The 17,453-nt window shown below is 66.4% G+C and carries 11 protein-coding genes and 4 pseudogenes; 7 read left to right on the top strand and 8 right to left on the bottom strand.

Annotation, left to right across the window (positions count from 1 at the left end):
• Positions 1 to 4: 4 nt before the first annotated feature.
• Both OG251_RS35230 and OG251_RS35235 read left to right on the top strand, forming a co-directional pair.
• On the top strand, positions 5 to 6,466 hold the full coding sequence (locus OG251_RS35230; RefSeq protein WP_326680903.1) for an RHS repeat-associated core domain-containing protein: 6,462 nt from the start codon (positions 5 to 7) through the stop codon (positions 6,464 to 6,466).
• Positions 6,467 to 7,202: 736 nt separating this feature from the next.
• Positions 7,203 to 7,373, top strand: a complete 171-nt coding sequence (locus tag OG251_RS35235) for a hypothetical protein (RefSeq protein ID WP_326680904.1) — start codon at positions 7,203 to 7,205, stop codon at positions 7,371 to 7,373.
• A gap of 118 nt (positions 7,374 to 7,491) precedes the next feature.
• On the opposite strand, the pseudogene tpg reads toward OG251_RS35235, so the two are convergent.
• Positions 7,492 to 7,692: pseudogene (gene tpg, locus OG251_RS35240) on the bottom strand (telomere-protecting terminal protein Tpg); the annotation flags it as partial.
• A 164-nt stretch (positions 7,693 to 7,856) separates the two neighbouring features.
• Here tpg and OG251_RS35245 point away from each other — a divergent pair.
• Positions 7,857 to 9,065: pseudogene (locus OG251_RS35245) on the top strand (IS3 family transposase).
• Positions 9,066 to 9,084: 19 nt separating this feature from the next.
• Here the strand turns inward: OG251_RS35245 and OG251_RS35250 are convergent.
• Together OG251_RS35250 and OG251_RS35255 are read right to left on the bottom strand one after the other, a co-directional pair.
• Entirely contained in the window at positions 9,085 to 10,986 is a 1,902-nt protein-coding gene (locus OG251_RS35250) for a DUF2075 domain-containing protein (protein WP_326680905.1), read from the bottom strand.
• A 231-nt stretch (positions 10,987 to 11,217) separates the two neighbouring features.
• Positions 11,218 to 12,180, bottom strand: coding sequence for a protein NO VEIN domain-containing protein (locus OG251_RS35255; protein WP_326681527.1), 963 nt, complete (start codon positions 12,178 to 12,180; stop codon positions 11,218 to 11,220).
• Between the two features lie 192 nt (positions 12,181 to 12,372).
• Between OG251_RS35255 and OG251_RS35260 the strand changes: the two genes are divergently transcribed.
• From OG251_RS35260 to OG251_RS45045, 3 genes and pseudogenes are all read left to right on the top strand, one after another.
• A complete protein-coding gene (locus OG251_RS35260; protein WP_326680906.1) occupies positions 12,373 to 13,044 on the top strand; it encodes an HNH endonuclease family protein in 672 nt (223 codons plus the stop codon).
• Positions 13,045 to 13,243: 199 nt separating this feature from the next.
• A complete protein-coding gene (locus tag OG251_RS35265) occupies positions 13,244 to 13,984 on the top strand; it encodes a DUF6879 family protein (RefSeq protein ID WP_326680907.1) in 741 nt (246 codons plus the stop codon).
• Positions 13,981 to 14,389 (top strand): annotated as a pseudogene (locus tag OG251_RS45045) (helix-turn-helix domain-containing protein); the annotation flags it as partial. The gene OG251_RS35265 and the pseudogene OG251_RS45045, both read left to right, overlap by 4 nt.
• A gap of 7 nt (positions 14,390 to 14,396) precedes the next feature.
• Here OG251_RS45045 and OG251_RS35275 read toward each other — a convergent pair.
• The 5 genes and pseudogenes from OG251_RS35275 to OG251_RS35295 all read right to left on the bottom strand — a co-directional run.
• Positions 14,397 to 14,554, bottom strand: a pseudogene (locus OG251_RS35275) (IS5/IS1182 family transposase); the annotation flags it as partial.
• 42 nt (positions 14,555 to 14,596) lie between these two features.
• Positions 14,597 to 15,025, bottom strand: a complete 429-nt coding sequence (locus OG251_RS35280; RefSeq protein ID WP_326680908.1) for a DUF7878 domain-containing protein — start codon at positions 15,023 to 15,025, stop codon at positions 14,597 to 14,599.
• Between the two features lie 303 nt (positions 15,026 to 15,328).
• Entirely contained in the window at positions 15,329 to 16,186 is an 858-nt protein-coding gene (locus tag OG251_RS35285) for a helix-turn-helix domain-containing protein (RefSeq protein WP_326680909.1), read from the bottom strand.
• A gap of 17 nt (positions 16,187 to 16,203) precedes the next feature.
• Positions 16,204 to 16,728, bottom strand: coding sequence for a DUF6879 family protein (locus OG251_RS35290; protein ID WP_326680910.1), 525 nt, complete (start codon positions 16,726 to 16,728; stop codon positions 16,204 to 16,206).
• A complete protein-coding gene (locus OG251_RS35295; protein ID WP_326680911.1) occupies positions 16,700 to 16,960 on the bottom strand; it encodes a hypothetical protein in 261 nt (86 codons plus the stop codon). Before OG251_RS35295 ends, OG251_RS35290 begins: the two co-directional genes overlap by 29 nt.
• Positions 16,961 to 17,151: 191 nt before the next feature.
• Here OG251_RS35295 and OG251_RS35300 point away from each other — a divergent pair, with 191 nt between their 5' ends.
• Positions 17,152 to 17,364, top strand: coding sequence for a hypothetical protein (locus OG251_RS35300; protein ID WP_326680912.1), 213 nt, complete (start codon positions 17,152 to 17,154; stop codon positions 17,362 to 17,364).
• Positions 17,365 to 17,453: the final 89 nt, after the last annotated feature.

Consider the following 17,453-nt stretch of genomic DNA (forward strand, 5'->3'; position numbering starts at 1 on the left):
CGGCGTGTCCGACGTGAAGTCCACCACGGTCGAGAACACCACCACGCCGGGCGCGGCCAAAGCCCGTGCCAAGGTGGCATCGGCAAAGAGGGACGATCGTCGCAGCTTCGACCATGCCGAGGCCGAACGTGCCCGCGCCACATGGCCGAAGCAGACTTCTGCCGCAACCGACCTGGACGCCGCCGGTGCGAAGCCGATCGGCCCGGTGACCGTCGACGCCGTCACCCCCGACAAGTCCTCCCGCCAGGCCCGGCCCAGGGCAGGTGGCACCGCGAAGATCACAGTCCTGGACCAGAAGGTCGCGGACAAGGCTGGCATCACCGGTGTCCTGTTCACTGCCGCCGCCGAGCAGCCCGGCACGGCCAAAGTCACAGTGGACTACTCCGGGTTCGCCTCAGCCATCGGTGGTGACTGGGCCGGGCGACTCGGACTCGTCCAGATGCCCGCATGTGTCTTGACCACCCCGGACAAGGACAAGTGCCGCACCACCACTTCGGTGGAGTCGGTCAACGACCCCCAGACCCAGACGGTCACCGCCCGCACTGCCATCGCCACCGCCGACACCGCCAGTGCGCGTACCGTGCCCCACAAGGCCGAGGCCATCTCCGCCCCCACCGTCTTTGCTGTGACGGCCGCGACTGCGACCTCTGCTTCTGGCCTGGGGGATTTCAAGGCGACTGCGCTTTCGGCCTCCTCCTCCTGGGAAGCCGGCGCCTCCTCGGGCGCTTTCTCCTGGACCTACCCGCTGACCGTCCCCCCGGCGGCTGCAGGCCCTGTCCCGTCGCTGGCTCTGTCGTACGACTCCGGCAGCATTGACGGCCGCACCGCGAACACCAACAACCAGAGCTCCCAGGTCGGTGAGGGGTTTGACCTGACTTCCTCCTACATCGAGCGCAAGTACGGCTCGTGCGAGGACGACGGCCAGAGCGACAAGTTCGACCAGTGCTGGAAGTACGAGAATGCCTCCCTTGTCCTGAACGGCAAGTCCAATGAGCTCGTCAAGGACGACGGCACGGGCGTCTGGCGGCTGAAGAACGACGACGCCTCCCAGGTCACCCACGAGACCGGCGCCACCAACGATGACGACGGTGACGACATCGTGGGCGGCAAGGGCGACGGCAAGGGCGAGTACTGGAAGGTCGTCACCGGTGACGGAACGGTCTACACCTTCGGCCTGAACAAGCTGCCCGGTGCGGGAACCGAGCGGACCAACTCCGTCTGGACCGTCCCCGTCTTCGGCGACGACTCCGGCGAACCCGGATACTCCTCCGGCACCGGCTTCTCCGGCCGTGCCAAGACCCAGGCGTGGCGCTGGAACCTCGACCTCGTCACCGACGTCCACGGCAACGCCGCCACCTACTGGTACAAGGCGGACACGAACCACTATGCCAAGAACGGCGACAAGACCGAGCTCGCCGAATACACCCGCGGCGGCTACGTCAGCGAGATCCGCTATGGCCAGCGCGCCGACACCCTGTTCACCGGCCAGCCCTCCGGCAAGGTGACCTATACCTACAAGGAGCGCTGCACCGCCAGTGACTGCTCCTCGCTGACCAAGGACACCGCGGACAACTGGCCCGACGTCCCCTTCGACACCATCTGCTCCGCCTCGGAGACGGACTGCAAGGGCACAGGACCGGCATTCTTCACACGCAAGCGGCTCACCGACATCGACACCTACTCGTGGTCGCGTGCCGCCGAACCGGACGCCTACGTCCCGGTCGACTCCTACGCCCTCACCCAAAAGTTCTGGGACGGCCAGGACATCGACAACAGTTCCGACCAGAGCCTGGTCCTGACCAAGCTCGTCCGCACCGGCAAGACTGCCACGCCAGCCGTCAGCGCACCGCCGGTAGAGTTCACTTACCAGCAGCGCCCCAACCGCGTCGACGCCACCTTCGACGACATCCTGCCGCTGACGCGTCCGCGCATCGAGCACATCACCTCCGAGACCGGCGCGATCACCACCGTCGCGCTCTCCCCGACCGAGTGCGTGCGCGGCAGCAACATGCCGGCCGCCGAGGACGACAACAACAAGTCCTGTTACCCGGTCTACTGGCCAATCAACGGCGGTGACCCCGCACTGGACTGGTTCCACAAGTACCGCGTTCTCGCCGTCACCACCAACGACCCGGCCACCGGCAACCCCGGCACCGAATCCCAGTACTCCTACGCGACACCCGGCTGGCACTACAACGACGACCCCTTCACCAAGGAGAAGGAACGCACCTGGTCCTCCTGGCGCGGATACCAGAAGGTCACGACCACCAGCGGTGAAGTCGGCGGCACTCAATCCAAGACCGTCAGCCTCTACATGCAAGGCATGCACGGCGACAAGAAGAAGGACGGCACCACCCGCACCGCCACCGTCCAAGGCATCGACCTGCCGTCGGCCGACATGCCCGATGCCACCGACACCGACTACTGGGCCGGCCAGCTCCGCCAGCAGATCACCTACACCGGCAGCACCCCGATCGCCACCAACCTCAACAACCTGTGGGCCAAGCAGACCGCCAGCCAGCAGAAGTCGTACGCCCACGTCAAAGCGCACTACATCCGCACCGCCCGCACCTACAGCCGCACCTGGCTCACCGCGAGCAACAGTTGGCGCGTCACCGCCGTCTCGAACACGTTCGACGACACGTACGGCATGGCCACCAAGACCGAAGACCACGGCAACTGGTCGGCGACCGGTGACGAGACCTGCACCCGCACCTGGTACGCCCGCAACACCGACGTCGGTCTGACCAACCTGGTATCCCGGACCCGCACGGTCGCCAAGGCTTGCGCCGACACCGACGACAAGCTCACCCTGCCGGCCCTCGCGGAAGGCAAGGACAAGCGAGGCGACGTCCTGTCCGACACCGCCGTCGTCTACGACACCGCCGGCTCCACCGTCACCGGCTGGGCTCCGGGTCAGAAGCCCACTCTGGGCCTGCCCACCTGGACCGGACGGGCCCAGGCATACCCGGCCGCCAACGACACCGCCGACCGTAACCCCGCCGTCTCCGGCGGCTGGCAGACCGTCGCCACCACCGAGTACGACACCGCCACCGCCAAGCTCGGCCGCCCGCTCAAGGTGACCGACGCCAAGTACCGCACCACCACGACCACCTACTACCCGGCTGCCGCAGGCCCGCTGGCCACCGTGGTGATCACCAAGCCCAAGCTGACCTCCAACAACCAGGCCCACCAGACCAGCACCTACCACGACCCCTCCCGCGGTACCGTCAACTACAGCCTCGACGCCAACCTCAAGCGCACCGAGAACACCTACGACGCGCTGGGCCGGATCACCGCTACCTGGATGCCCAACCGCTCCAAGTCCGGCGGCGACAGCCCCAGTGCTAAGTACGACTACGGCCTGGAGCGCGACAAAGCTCCCTGGACCTCGGTCGCCACCCTCAAAGCCGACGGCACCAGCTACAAGACCGTCTACGCACTCCTCGACTCGATGCTGCGTCCGGTCCAGACCCAAGGACCCTCGCCCAACGGCGGCCGCATCCTCACCGACACCCGCTACGACTCCCGAGGCATCGCCTACGAGACGTACGCCGATGTCTACGACAAGGACAACACCCCCACGGGCACCTACGCCAAGGTGCCCTACGGCAGCGGCTCCCAGACCCTGACCGACTACGACGGGGCCGGCCGCCCCACCAAGTCCACTTTCATGGTCGACGGTGTCAAGAAGTGGGACACCACCACCACGTACACCGGTGACTCCACCGCCACCACGGCCCCGGCCGGAGGCAACGCCAGCCGCACCATCACCGACGTCCTGGGCCGGGTGAAGGAGACCCGTACCTACGCCGGCACCCAACCGGACGACACCCAGTACGGCGCCACCCTCGGCACCCCATACACCCGTGCCGCCCACACTCACACCAGGGACGGCAAGCCCGAGACGATCACTGGTATCGACGACACCAAGTGGTACTACACCTACGACCTCTTCGGCCGTCAGCGCACAGCCACTGACCCCGACAAGGGCAAGGCGACCACCGGCTACACCGAGCTCGACCAGATGGAGTCCATCACCGACTCCGAGAACAAGGTCCTCCTCTACGAGTACGACGAACTCGGCCGCAAGACGAAGCAGTGGCAGACCAGCCGCACAGACACCAACCTCCAGGCCGAGTGGACCTTCGACAGCATCACCGGAGCCAAGGGGCTCCCGGTCGCCTCCACCCGCTATGAGGAGGGCAAGGGCCAGAGCGGCAGCAAGACCTATACAAAGCAGGTAACCGCCTACGATGCGCTGAGCCGCGCCACCGCTGCCACGGTGGCCCTGCCGCCCACCGACGCCCTGGTCACCTCCGGCGCGGTCACGGCAAACAGCCCCACAGAGGTCGCCTACCGTCTGGACGGCACGCTCAAGAGCCTCAAAACGGCTGCCGGCGGCGGGCTGGCCGCCGAGACCGTCACCGCCGACTACAACGCCGACAGCGGCCTGATCACCGGTCTGTCCGGCGCCTCCGGGTATCTCCTGGGAGCCAGCTACACCTCTCTCGGCCAGGTCGCCCAGCTCCAGCTCGGCACCTCCACCGCCACCGGAACCAAGCGGGTCTTCCAGACCAATGCCTACGAGGCTGGCACCGGGCGCTTGATCACCGCAGCAACCGACGACCAGACCCGGGGCCCTGTCCAGGACCTCAACTACACCTATGACCAGGCGGGCAATGTCACCGCCATCGCCGACCAGGCCGACATTGGCACCAGCACCGACAACCAGTGCTTCACCTACGACGGCAACAACCGCCTCACCGAAGCCTGGACCCCTAAGACCGCCGACTGCGCCGCGGCAGGCCGCACCACCGCCAACCTCGGCGGCCCAGCTCCTTACTGGACCTCCTACACCTACAACAAGGCAGGGCAGCGCCAGACTGAGAAGCAAAACACCGGCACCCCGGTCACCCGCACCTACTGCTACAACGACCCGGACCACCCCCACGGGCTGACCGCCACCACCAGCTCCACCTGCACCGGAGTCGCCGCCCAGTACACCTATGACAAGACCGGCAACACCACCACCCGCGTTGAGAAGGCCGGCTCAACCACCACTCAGTCCCTGCAGTGGAACGCCGAAGGCAAGCCGGTCAAGCTCACCGAAGGCACCACCGCCACCGACTACGTCTACGACGCCAACGGTGAACTCCTCATCCGCCGCGACAACGCAACCTCCGGAGAAACCGTCCTCTACCTCGGCGACACCGAGGTACACCTCAAGTCCGGCAAGAAGTGGGCCAACCGCTACTACAGCGCGGCCGGCTCCACCATCGCCATCCGCTCCAACGAGACCGGCACCGAGAAGCTCAGCTTCCTTGCCGCCGACCACCACAGCACGAGCTCAATCGCCATCACCGCAGACAGCGCACAAACCGTCACGAAGCGCTACACCACTCCCTTCGGCTCCGCCCGAGGCAACACCACCGGCATCTGGCCCGACGACAAGTCCTTCCTCGGCAAGACCGACGACAAGACCACCGGCCTCACCCACATCGGCGCCCGCGAATACGACCCCACCATCGGCCAATTCATCAGCGTCGACCCACTGCTCGAAACCACCAAACACCAGACGCTCAACGGCTACAGCTACGCCGGCCAGAGCCCTGCCACCAACTCGGACCCCACCGGCACCTGCCTCGACCCGGGCAACGGCCACTGCCAACCGGGCAACAACAGCGGCAAGCCGGACCCGGCCTTCCCGATCAACACCAACCCGGCACCGAACACGGGCGGTACTTCCGGCGGTGGAGGCGGCGGAGGCGGAGGCGGAGGCGGAGGCGGAGGCGGAGGCGGAGGTGGTTTCGAATCCGAAAGGCATAATACTGATCCAGCGAGCGCCCGGCGGCTTGCAGATATGCGGTTCGCTCAGCTGATGACGGGCAAGTTCGGCATCAAAGACGAGATTGACGAAAGTGGCGATGGTGTTGAATGGACCTGCATGGCGAAGATGATCGATAAGGCCGTCTGCGGTGGCATGGAAGAAGCCTACGAATTCAAAACGTGGAACGATGTGCGTAAAGCGGTCTACCGGATTGACGAATCCTGGGCAGACTCTGGCACACGCAAAGAGAATAAGGGCTTTGGGTTTTCAGACAAGGAATACGCAACTGCCATATATCTGGCTCTGCGTGAAAGTAAAGTAACCTCGCGCGACGATACCGATAAGCGCGGTGACGCCTGGGTCGATGGTAAACGTTCAGAATTTAAGGCGCCATCCTCGAGAAACGCGGTTCAGCAGCGACTAAAAAAGGCGCACACGCAGAATGTGGACACTGTATTCTTGGATGTTCGCGGCACAAATATTTCCTGGGATTTCGACACTGTCCGGCGCGCCGTGAACGGGCAGGTCCAGTCATTCGGCGGAGGGCCCAGCTTCAGCGAGGTGTGGGTGATCTTCGGGAACTCGGACAGATCTCTGATACCCAGAGATCAGAGGTTCGATAAAGTGTACGGATAATTATGGGCGACTTCGAGATCTACGTCAGGCGGTCCGGAGTTGAGGGTCAGTCCGAATTCGCTCACGAATTGGCACTCGACGTGGCAACGGCAATCGGAGCCCCGCCACCCCTTGCGGCGCAGGTAATGACGATTCGGAGTCCATCGGCTGTGGCTAATGTCATGGCGCTTCCCCCGGGGGGCGGGGAGGTCTGGGATGTTTTCGAGGAGCATCCGCTAGTGGTGGATATTCATTACCCGACGGACCACACGAAATGGTCGGACGCGGAACAGTTTGCGCGTTACGTATTTTCGAGATTGAATGAAACTCGAAAATATGAGCTGCTTCTCGTTTGCGACTTGGAGGAATTTGTTGATTCAAATTTCGAATTCCTTGATAGGTCTCGAATGCGAACCTACGGGACGTAAGTCAACCTCGACCCATCAGAAGGTCTTCCAAGCACCCTGAGGGAGGACCTTCGCCGTCTAGGTGATCGCCCCGAACCCGGGCGATCACCTCGGCAGTAGTCACCCGCGCAGCAGCATTGCCAGACACTCGGACGTGTTGGCACGCCAGGCTGCTAAAGGTTGTCTCGCTCCCCAGACCGGGGAGCGAGACAACCTTTAGGTGGTGGAAAACAGGACAGCGCAACGCGGAAACGATCTTCTAGCCTCGATCTTTCGTTACGGTCCGTCGAAATATCCGACGGACCATTTCGGGGTCGTGGCTGGTTGCGGGTGCGGTAAGGGTCCGGCTGTTGCGTCGGGTGGGCGCCGGATTCCATAACAACCTGCGCGTCGCGGCCACGCTCGCTGAAGCCGGCTACAACTTCCGCCTCGTCCTGGGCGACGGCGGTCACAGCCCCAACCACGGCGGCGTCCTGCTCCCCGATGCCCTCCGCTGGCTGTGGCGGCCCGACGAGGGCTGAGCGGCGCCAGATATTGATCAACAACCCTGAGCACCAGGGCGGCCAACTGAATCACTCAATGGCCAACCGAAACGCTCAGTACCAGCAGCGACGCCCTTCGGTTGCTCGATCGAGCCGGTCAGAAGCCGAGTTCCACGTAGTCGATGTCGGTGAACCCCACCTGGAGGCCGGGGGCGCGGCGGCCGCGGTCGGCGAAGTACTGGTCCTGGAGTCCTTCGGCGACGACGGCCTGGAGCTCCGCGTCGGTGGCGCCGGCGGCCTGGGCGTCGAAGAGGCGAGCGGCGTAGACGGGTGGGAGGTGCTGGGTGATCAGGCGGACGCGTCCCCCTCGTCGCTGCTCCGTTGGCGAGCTGAGCTGCTTGGTCGCGCTCGCGCGGCCGGGCGACTGTGGTTACGCCTGGGTGAGGCCGATAGGGGCCTTGACCCCGGGTTTTGGACACCGGAGACACTTGGATCTTGATGGTCCAGGAGAACGGAGTCCCTGTGGGGATGAAGCATTACCCGGCCGAGTTCAAGGCGGACGCGGTCGCGTTGTACCGGTCGAGGCCGGGAGCGACGATCAAGTCGGTCGCCGGTGATCTCGGGGTGAACACCGAGACGCTGAGGAACTGGATCCGGGCCGCCGACGGCCGCCGACCTGGCGCCCACTCCGCACCGGCGGCCGCCTCGCAGGCCGGCGGTGACGCCGTCCAAGCGGAGCTGGCCGCCGCCCGCAAGAGGATCCGTGAGCTGGAGGAAGAGCGGGACATACTCCGCAAGGCGGCCCGGTATTTCGCGACGGAGACGCGCTGGTGAACCGCTACCAGTTCGTCCAGGATCACCAGCGCCGGCACGGCGTGAAGCGGCTCTGCGACATCCTCGGCCTGGCCCGCTCGAGCTTCTACTACTGGTGCCGCACCGCATCCGCGAGAGCGGCCCGCCAGAGTGTCGAAGCCGGGATCGCGGCCCGGATACGCAAGGTCCACCAGGACTCCGACGGCACCTACGGAGCCCCCAGAATTACCGCGGAACTCCGCGACGAGGGCGGCCCGGCAGTCAACCACAAGCGCGTCGCCAGGATCATGCGGACCATCGGAATCGAGGGAGTCCGTCTGCGCCGCCGGCACCGCACCACTGTCACGGACCAGGCCGCGGCGAAGGCACCGGACCTGATCGGACGTGACTTCACCGCGGCCGAGGTCAACATGAAGTACGTCGGCGACATCACATACCTGCCGGTCAGCGGCGCGAAGCCGCTCTACCTCGCAACCGTCATCGACCTCGCCTCACGCCGGCTGGCCGGCTGGGCCATCGCCGACCACATGCGCACCGAGCTCGTCATCGACGCCCTGACGGCGGCCGAGCGGACCCGCGGGAACTTGACCGGAGCGATCATGCACACGGACCACGGATCTCAATATTCGAGCAGGGCCTTCGCGGAACTCTGCAGGTCAGCCGGGGTCCGGCAGAGCATGGGCGCGATCGGCTCCAGCGCGGACAACGCCGCCGCGGAAAGCTTCAACGCCGCCTTCAAGAGAGACACTCAAAGGCCGCAAAGCCTGGTCGAGCGAACGCGAGGCCGGACTCGACGCCTTCCGCTGGCTGACCCGCTACAACACCCGCCGCCGGCACTCCCGCCTCGGCCAGCGATCTCCGATCGCCTACGAAAACGACCTCCAACCAGCAGCAAATACCCTGGCCCAAGCCGCATAGACGTGTTCAACATCCAGGGTCAAGGCCCAGTGGTTCCTGCACCCACCGGTGACACAGGACTGCCGGGCTCTGCCGCATTCGGCGCGGGGACCAACTGACGCAGCCTTTCCTGGGTTTCGGAGTCGGTGGAGTACAAGAGGGTTCCGGACATGCCACGGGTGAGGAGGACTTTGTAGGTGTTGCGGACCAGGCGCAGGAAGGTCTCGGGGTCGGTGCTGCTGAGCGCGGGGTCTCTGCTGGCCTGATGGTTGGGGAGCCAGCGGTCCTGGCGCCAGACGAGGTCGTCTCCGAGGATGACACCGTTCCAGTCGTACTCGAAGCCCTGGGCGGTGTAGATACAGCCGACCTGACCGAAGCCACCAGGGTCGGTGGCCCACAGCCAGGACGGAGGGACGTCGGCGAGGCGGGACTCGCCGCGCAGGTTCCACGGCTTGCGCCAGGAGCCGATCGTGATGTCGTCGACCAGACGACCGCGGCGCGGGTCGCTCCATCGCCAGCAGAAGCCGGCGGTGATGCGGGCGGTGAGGTACTGCTCCTCCTTGGCCCGCAGGAGGTCTTCCATCTGCTGCGGGGAGTCGACCACGCGGACGTGGAAGGTCCGCTCGTCGGCCCACTCGGTGGCGGGCTCGTCGGTGAGCTGCAGCAGGCGCAGGACCCACTGCTCGTAGGCGCGGCTGCCGCCGTTGCGGAACTGGCCGTTGAGGTCAATGTGGCGTGGCTGCAGGCCCCGGGCGGCGGCGGCCTGGTCGATCGCCTGGCGGCTGCCCATCTCGCCGGGGCGTACGACTTGGTGGTCGTCCAGGAGGAAGACGGGGACGCGGGCGGCGTCGAGAAGTTCATCGATCTGGCGTACCCCGCGGTGGCGGACGGAGTGTGCGCGGATGCGGTGGGCTTCGTCGCAGATCAGTGCATCCAGCCCGTTCTTGGGGGCGTCGGCGAAGTTCATGAAGTAGCCGAAAAGCTTACGGACCTGGGGGTTGTCGGTGCCGACGGCGTGGTGGAGCGTACGGGTGAAGGACTTGGATCCGGTGGCGTGGACCACAGTGTGGCGGTCGTGGGCAAGGTGGCGCATCAAGTGCAGGGCGATGACGCTTTTGCCGGAGCCGGGGCCGCCGGTGACGATGAGGACTTCTTTGCTGTCCGCTTCCCGGGCCTTCTTCACCGCGCGGCGCACCAGCGAGACCACGGTCTGCTGTTCGTCGAGCAGGACGAACCGGTCGGTGTGCAGGATCTCTTCCGCGGTCGCGCGCAGCAGGGAGCGGCTGGGTGCCAGGGGGCTGTCGATGAGTTCGTCGGCGGCTGTGGTGCCGTGCGCGGGTGAGAGGCGCGACTGCAGGTAGGTGATCAGGTGATCGCGGGTGCTGTGAGTGAACAGGCGCCCGTGGTGGTCGGGTTCGAGGGCGAGCAGGTCGGCTACACGCGTGCTGTTGGCGTTGTGGAGGTAGGCCACGCCGGCCACCGCGTCGGGTTCCGCATCGAGGACGGTGGTGAAGTCCTGCAGGTATTGGCAGTAGCGCCGTACCTGGGCGACCGGATGCAAGAAGGCCCGGTTATTGTTGCCGGCCCCTGGCAGACAGAGGTCCTCGGTGTCGGTCAGGGCCCGGGCGTGGGTCCATTGCTTGAGCTCGACGATGACGTAGGACGGCTGGGAGGTGTGGGGGTGCCAGCCGGCCAGCACCACGTCGGCCCGCAGGCTGGACAGCGCCAGCTGGTACTCGATCAGTACCTCGACATGCTGCAGTCCGGCGTCATCCAGCACGCGGGCCAGGGCGGGCAGGCTGTTGCGCCAGGACCGTATCTCCCCGTCCTCCAGCCGGCCCAGTCGCGCCCGCCGGTGACGGCCCGCCAGGTCATCGGCCAACGTGCCCTGTTGGCAGCGGTCGACGAACTCGTGCACGGGCATGCGCAGTAACGGCATCATCGTCTCCTCGGTCGGATGCGGTTGGTGAAGCAGCGCGGGCGGCCCCGCGCGGGTGAGCGCGGCCTGGTGGTGGTCGGGCGGCGTTGCCCGGCCACGCGGACCGGACCGGCCCGCAGGGGCTGTCCTCGCTCGGCACCGGAGGGGTCTGTCCGTAACGCGTCTGCCGCGCGCGTGTGTCGCTTGTCCCGGCCTCCGAGTGCAGGGGGCCAGATCCGGCGAGCCGGGCCGCAGTTATGAGTGCGAGGCGGCGAGGGGTTGGGGGACGAGGTACTGGTAGCGGGTGGGGCGCAGATCTTCCTCGGCCGGCTGCCAGTCGTCGAGCAGCAGGACATCGCCGCCACTGCAGTGGTATGTACCGTCCGTCTTGGTGACCTTGATGTCGCTGACGATGAACAGGTCGACAGTGTGACGGGCATCGCGGGCGTGGAAGACCTCATTCACGGTCAGCTCCACACTGGTGGGAGCGCCGGTGGTGCCCTTGACCTCCACCCGCCGCTCCAGCCCTCCCCGCTCCAGGCGCAGGTCGTAGGGCTTGCCGACCTTGTGCGCCGTCCAGCCCCGCTCGGGATGCTGGTAGTGGGTGACGGCTTTCTCCTCGGCGTACAGCTCGACCGCCTTGCGCTTCTCCGGGTCCATCTGCCGGCCCGCGCCCCGCCGCCCGCGCCGGGGGCTGTTGGGGCCCTCCAGCTGCTCGAGCGTGACGCCGGGTGTCGTGGCGAGCGCGACATCATGGTCCGCGGCCCAGTCGGCCTCGATGCCGGCCGCGTCGAACAGAGGCTGCGGGTCCATCCCCACCAGGTACCCCACTCCCTGCTGGGTCCCCGACCGGCGCGCCGCGTCCGACGCCTCCGCACTGAGCGGACCGTCCGGGCCCAGTGGCACCTCATCGAGCACGGCCAGTGGCTCCAGGCCCAGCCGGTAGGGGTAGATGACCCGCTCCTCGGCGACCTCGTCCGGCCAGTGCGGCGCCGTGCCCTTGTACACACCGACCTGCACCTTGCACAGCACCATCCGCACGGACTTCGCTTCCCACTCCCCCGGCTGCACCCGCGGCGCTGCCCCGGTCACCAGCACCGCGAAGACCGGCTCCCGCTGGCCGTACCAGTCCGGCTTCCTCGGAAATCCCCAGGAACGCGTCACCATGCCGTGCTCCAGGTTCCGCTGGTGCCCGACCTTCTGCCCTACATGAATCATCACGAACAACGCCTCAGAAGCCACCAGGGCACCTTAAGGCCCTTCCTAACGACAGGTCAACAAGATTCCCCTACCGCTCGCTGTCGGTTCGATGCGTATGACAGGCGAGCCTGCGGTACGACTTCCCACTCGCCCGGGTGACGGGCAGCCGGTTCTGCGTCGGGGGGATCCGCCAGCGTGTAGCAAGGCTGCGTGATCACCAATGCTGTGCGGGGTCTTGCCGCCGCCGTTCTCGCCATCCTGCCCCTGCTCTCTGCTTCCCCGTCCCAGGCCACCGGGGTCCCCGAGGTCCTCGCTCTCTCCGAAGCGGTCCAGCGGCTGCCGCTGGCAGCGGAGTCCCGCGACGGCTACGAGCGGGCCAAGTTCAAGCACTGGGTCGATGCCGACCACGACTCATGCAACACCAGGGCTGAGGTGCTGATCTCGGAGTCCCGTGTTCCGGCCACGATCGAAGCCGGGTGCAAGATCGTCGCTGGCCAGTGGTACTCGTACTACGACGCCGTGACCGTCACCGCCCCCGGCGGTCTGGACATCGATCACATGGTCCCCCTCGCCGAAGCCTGGGACAGCGGGGCGTCTCAGTGGACGGCCACTCGCCGGGAGGCATACGCGAACGACCTGGGAGCCGACCGCTCTTTGGTCGCGGTGACCGCGACGACGAACCGCAGCAAGAGCGACCAGGACCCGAGCACTTGGCTGCCGCCGCTGGCCGACGCCCGCTGTACATACGCCGCGGACTGGGTCTCCACGAAGCTCCGCTGGAGCCTGACCGCAGACGCCCCTGAAGTCGCGGCACTGGCCGTGCTCGCAGAGTCGTGCGGACAGGAGACCGTCGACTATCAGCCTGCCTCCGGCGCCCTGTAGCCGAGCCGACGGTCCGTGCCCCCTTCGGCTTCGGCGAAGGGGGCGCATTTTGTGCGTCTGGCGCAAGAGCGCAGCTCATCCTTTCGGTTGCACGCAACTGTCCGCACCTCACGGCAATCCGCAATCTGCCGCAATCCGCCAGCGATCCCTCGCTATCCGTCGCATCCTGGACGCTCACCCAGCGCATACGGAGGGCACCATGACGCTCAGGTTCCTCGGCACGACCAGCGACGACGGCGACTGCCCGACCCTCTACGAGGTAGAAGGCACCATAGACGTCCTCGTTCAGGGCGACCGCGTGACCGACCCCGAACAGCTCGCCCGTCTCCGCGACGTCAAAGAGAGTGAGACGTTCGTACTCGTCCCGCGCAAACTCCTCATCCGGCTCGCCCCGCGCACCGCCGTCCGCAAGATGATCCCCTTCTCTGAGATCGCTTCGCTGTTCCGTGAGTTCAGGCACACCGCCTTCCGGCTGGAGACCCGCCGCGGCTACGCCTCAGACCGCAACAGCCCGAAGTGGACCCGCTGGAAGGAGGGCGCGGACATCGCAACGGAGCCGGACAACGCGTGGCGCGAGAACATCCGCCGGCAGACCGAGCAGGGAAAGCGCTTCGAGCGGGTACGGCTCGTCGACCAGCCCTTGACAGAGGGGCAACGGTTCCTCCTCGACAGCGGGCACAGCAACGTCGCCGCAGGCGAGGACATTCGAAACCTGAACCGCTCCCAAGCCGCACAACTCGGCGTTCCAGACGCCGACTTCTGGCTCTTCGACTCGAAGCTCCTCGCCCGGTTCGTCTTCGACGAGGCCGACACCACCCTCGGAGTGATCCTGAGCGAGGACCCGACCGAGATCGCCGCAGCCTGCCAGACCAGGGACGCAGCCTGGCACCACGCAACTCCCACCGCCGACTTCACCAGGACGGTAACTTCGACCGCGTGAGCACTGACTTCCAATCTGCCCGAGTTGTCCTCGGCGCACGGCTCCGCGAGCTGCGCACCGAAGCCGGCCTCGACGGCAAGGGTGTAGACGAGGCTCTCGGATGGCAGCGCTCGAAGGTCTCACGTCTGGAGACCGGAAAGCAGACCCCCACCGCAGCGGACCTCACGGAGTGGGCCGGGGCGGTGGGCCGCCCAGACCTGGCTGCCGAGCTGAAAGGAAGGCTCGTCGGCCTGGAGACCCAGTACAGATCGTGGCGCCGCCAGCTGGCCGGTGGGCACCGGGCCCGCCAGGAGCTGGCCATCGCGGAAACCATGGGCACCAAGGTCATTCGCGGTGTGGAAGTGGGCTGTTCGAGACCGCGGACACGCCCGGCACGCGTTCGCTTCGAACGCCGAGTTCCGCCGCGATCAAACGCTCGGCCTTCCAGCGGAAGACCCCATGGTCGCCCCTTGTGGATCGCGTCCGCTCGTCGCGCCGCAGCGCGGTCACCAGCTTGGCTAACCGGCGCGGGCTCAGCCCGGTGAACGGGCCTGTCCAGGACGGCTCTGACGCCGTGATCACACCATCCATATCATGATCATTCTGTCCTGCCCCGATCGGACGGAAGAGCCGTCAGACCGCGGGGATGAAGGACGGCTCGATACCCATCGCAGTGACTCCCCCACGTACGGAACGGTCGAACTGCTTGATCTCTGCCACGAGAGCATCCCAAGCAACGGGAGAGGTCCAGAAGTCGGGCGTGAAGTCGGAGCCAATCCGCCATCCTCCGTCAGAACTCGCGATGCGGATCAGTCCCGCATCCGTTTGCATCGAGTCGAGCTCGAAGCTCTGTTGGCTTGCGGGGCCCTGGAGCCAGAGCGCCAGTTGGTAGGCAAGATCGGCCACGGGGAACGACTTCTCGGACCACGCCACTCTCCCCTCATCCCAGATGGACAGCTCTGCCTCGATGTCAAGGAGAAGCACCTCCAGGGGAGCCTCGTGCAGGGCGAGACCGCGCCGCGGCAGATCCGAGAGTCCAAAGTTTCGGCAGGCGAACCTCACCGCTCGGCCTCCATGAAATCCGAGGCCCACTACACGTCCAGGCCGCCATCCAAATGTGGGAAACCGTACCAAGTCATGCCAGGCACCCCACTCGGCGCACCATTTACGGGACAGCCCTGGGTCTCGACGAAGCTCCGCTGGAGCCTGACCACAGACGCCCCGAGGTTGCGGCACTGGCCGTGCTCGCAGAGTGGCGCGGGCAGCAGATCGTCGAGTATCAGCCCCACTCCGGCGCCGTGTAGCCGAGCCGGCGGTCCAGGCCCTTTCCGCCGGTGCGGGAGGGGCTCTTTCGTGCGTCTGTGGTCAGGCGAGGGCTTCGATGGCTTTCACCACAAGGGCTCTCGCTGCTGCTCCGTATACGGCCATACCGCGCAACTGCTCGAACGCCCGGACATACAGCTCGACTTCGGACGGCTGAGTGATGTTGACCTGAGCGGACAGCAGCTCGACAGAGACGAAGTTGTCGTCATACATGTGGAAGATCTCCTGCGGCCACAAGCCCTGATCACGGGACACCGACGACGGGATGATACCCAGCGACACGGACGGAAGCGCCCCTGCGCTCAGGAGGTAGCCAAGCTGTGCGGCCATCGCGTCCGCGTCTCCGACCCGGTAGGTGAGCGCGGCTTCCTCGATCAGAAAGACGAACCTGCGCCCCGGCTCGCGGATGACGCGGGACCGGTCGACCCTGGCGGCTCCCGCTTCCGCACCGTCGTTGACCGGAATACCGCGGAACCTGCCGATCGAGGACAGCAGGGCGGCCGCGTATCCCTCGGCCTGCAACAAGCCGGGGATCAGCGTCGGTGAGTACACGCGGAACAGTTGGGCGGACCGGTAGAAATCCACCCAGCTGTCCTGCAGCTGCTTCAGCCCGGCTCGTACCTGGTGTCGCCACTCCTGGTACATCGACTCCGCGTTGAGGGACTGGGCCACCAGGTCAGGCGCCTGGTCCGAGGCGCCGCACGCTGTGGTCCACCGGCCGATGTCAGAGGCCGACGGGGCGGTACGTGCGTTCTCGATTCGCGAGGTCTTGGCGTGGTGCCACCCGCACTGACTGGCCAGCTCCACCACGGTGAGTCCCGCCCCCTTCCGGAGGTCACGCAGACGGAGCGCGACGTTCTCGCGCGCGGCCTGGGCGGACGACGAGGGGGAGATAGGCATGGGCGGCGAGGTTCCTGTCAGCCGGTCGTGAAGTGCTCGTGTGGTGTGGCGCGCTCCCACACCGTGCGGAAGGCGTCGGCGCACAGTTTGGCCGCGGCCGGGGCGTCGGTGATTTCCTCGCCGAGTGACGCGCCGTCGCCGGAGAAGTGGTTCCAGTGGACCCACTGGTCGTCGAAGAGCCAGAAGTCGTTGCCGGGCAGGGCGATGTCGGAGGCCTGGCGGCGGGGCAGCCACCGGACCTGCTCGCCGGCTGCGACGTTGGTGAACGTCCCGTCGTACAGGAACCGGGTGTACTCGCTGACGGGCTCGGACACGATCCGGGCTCGCTTGACCGCTGCTCCCCGCTCGGCGGTGTCCTGGATCACGTCGAGCCAGGGGCGCCACCAGGACGCGCGGTCGGCCGGATCGTGGCGGAAGCCGGCGCGCCACTGGGCGAATGGCCCCTCCTCGTAGTCGACGGCGTAGCTGTCCCGCATCTCCAGGTGGACGGCTGTGGCGCAGCTGGAGATCAGGTCATCGAAGGTCGGCACGCTCGACGGCATCGCACGCCTCCCTGATCATGCCGACCATACGGGCGGGGATGCGGATGACAGCCTCGTTCTGGGGGATGCCGACGGCATGACCGGGCACGGTGAACGCCGCGCACTCGGCTTCGAGGTCGGGGTCCGGCTTCCAACCCTGCAAGACCAGCTCCTTGGCGTCGGCGTCGACCCACACCGTAGGGCTCTGCTTGTCTCCGGTTGTGGGGTCGATTCCGACGAACTGTAGCGACATGCTGACCTCCGGTATCGGGGTGTGCAGTTCTGTGCAACAGAGTCGAGCCACTGGTCTCGGCTGGTCAAGGGCATGATTCGGCCGGTCCAATCGGTCGAGTGGACGGAGGTGCACACATCTGCACATGGCTGGTGTGCACGCACAGGCGGTCCTTACGGTCTGAGGTCCACTGCGATGACTCAGGGAGCCCCATGACTGTGCAACAGCTACCGCCGGTCAGTGCGCTGTCGGAACAGCAGCAGCGCGGTTGGCATTGCGTATGGTGCGCGGCGCCGCTCGGTGCCGACCTGGGTGTCGACCTCGGCGAGCAGCGGGTCACCCCCGCCAACGGTTCCGCGTACGCGTGGTTCCCCCGCGAGTGCGTGAACATCCTCGTGTGCTCGGGGCGGAGGGCAGCCCGGTGATGGCATCAACGCAGCAGCGGACCGCGCACCAGCCCCCGGACCACGCGTATCAGGCGTGCCTCGGGCACACCCTGGCACGCGACGCCTGC

The sequence above is a fragment of the Streptomyces sp. NBC_01237 genome (genome assembly GCF_035917275.1).
Lineage (GTDB): Bacteria > Actinomycetota > Actinomycetes > Streptomycetales > Streptomycetaceae > Streptomyces.

Coding starts and splice junctions, on each gene's coding strand:
- OG251_RS35250 (WP_326680905.1), bottom strand. CDS start 10,986: ATGATGCCGTTACTGCGCATGCCCGTGCACGAGTTCGTCGACCGCTGC.
- OG251_RS35255 (WP_326681527.1), bottom strand. CDS start 12,180: ATGATTCATGTAGGGCAGAAGGTCGGGCACCAGCGGAACCTGGAGCAC.
- OG251_RS35265 (WP_326680907.1), top strand. CDS start 13,244: ATGACGCTCAGGTTCCTCGGCACGACCAGCGACGACGGCGACTGCCCG.
- OG251_RS35285 (WP_326680909.1), bottom strand. CDS start 16,186: ATGCCTATCTCCCCCTCGTCGTCCGCCCAGGCCGCGCGCGAGAACGTC.
- OG251_RS35290 (WP_326680910.1), bottom strand. CDS start 16,728: ATGCCGTCGAGCGTGCCGACCTTCGATGACCTGATCTCCAGCTGCGCC.
- OG251_RS35295 (WP_326680911.1), bottom strand. CDS start 16,960: ATGTCGCTACAGTTCGTCGGAATCGACCCCACAACCGGAGACAAGCAG.
- OG251_RS35300 (WP_326680912.1), top strand. CDS start 17,152: ATGACTGTGCAACAGCTACCGCCGGTCAGTGCGCTGTCGGAACAGCAG.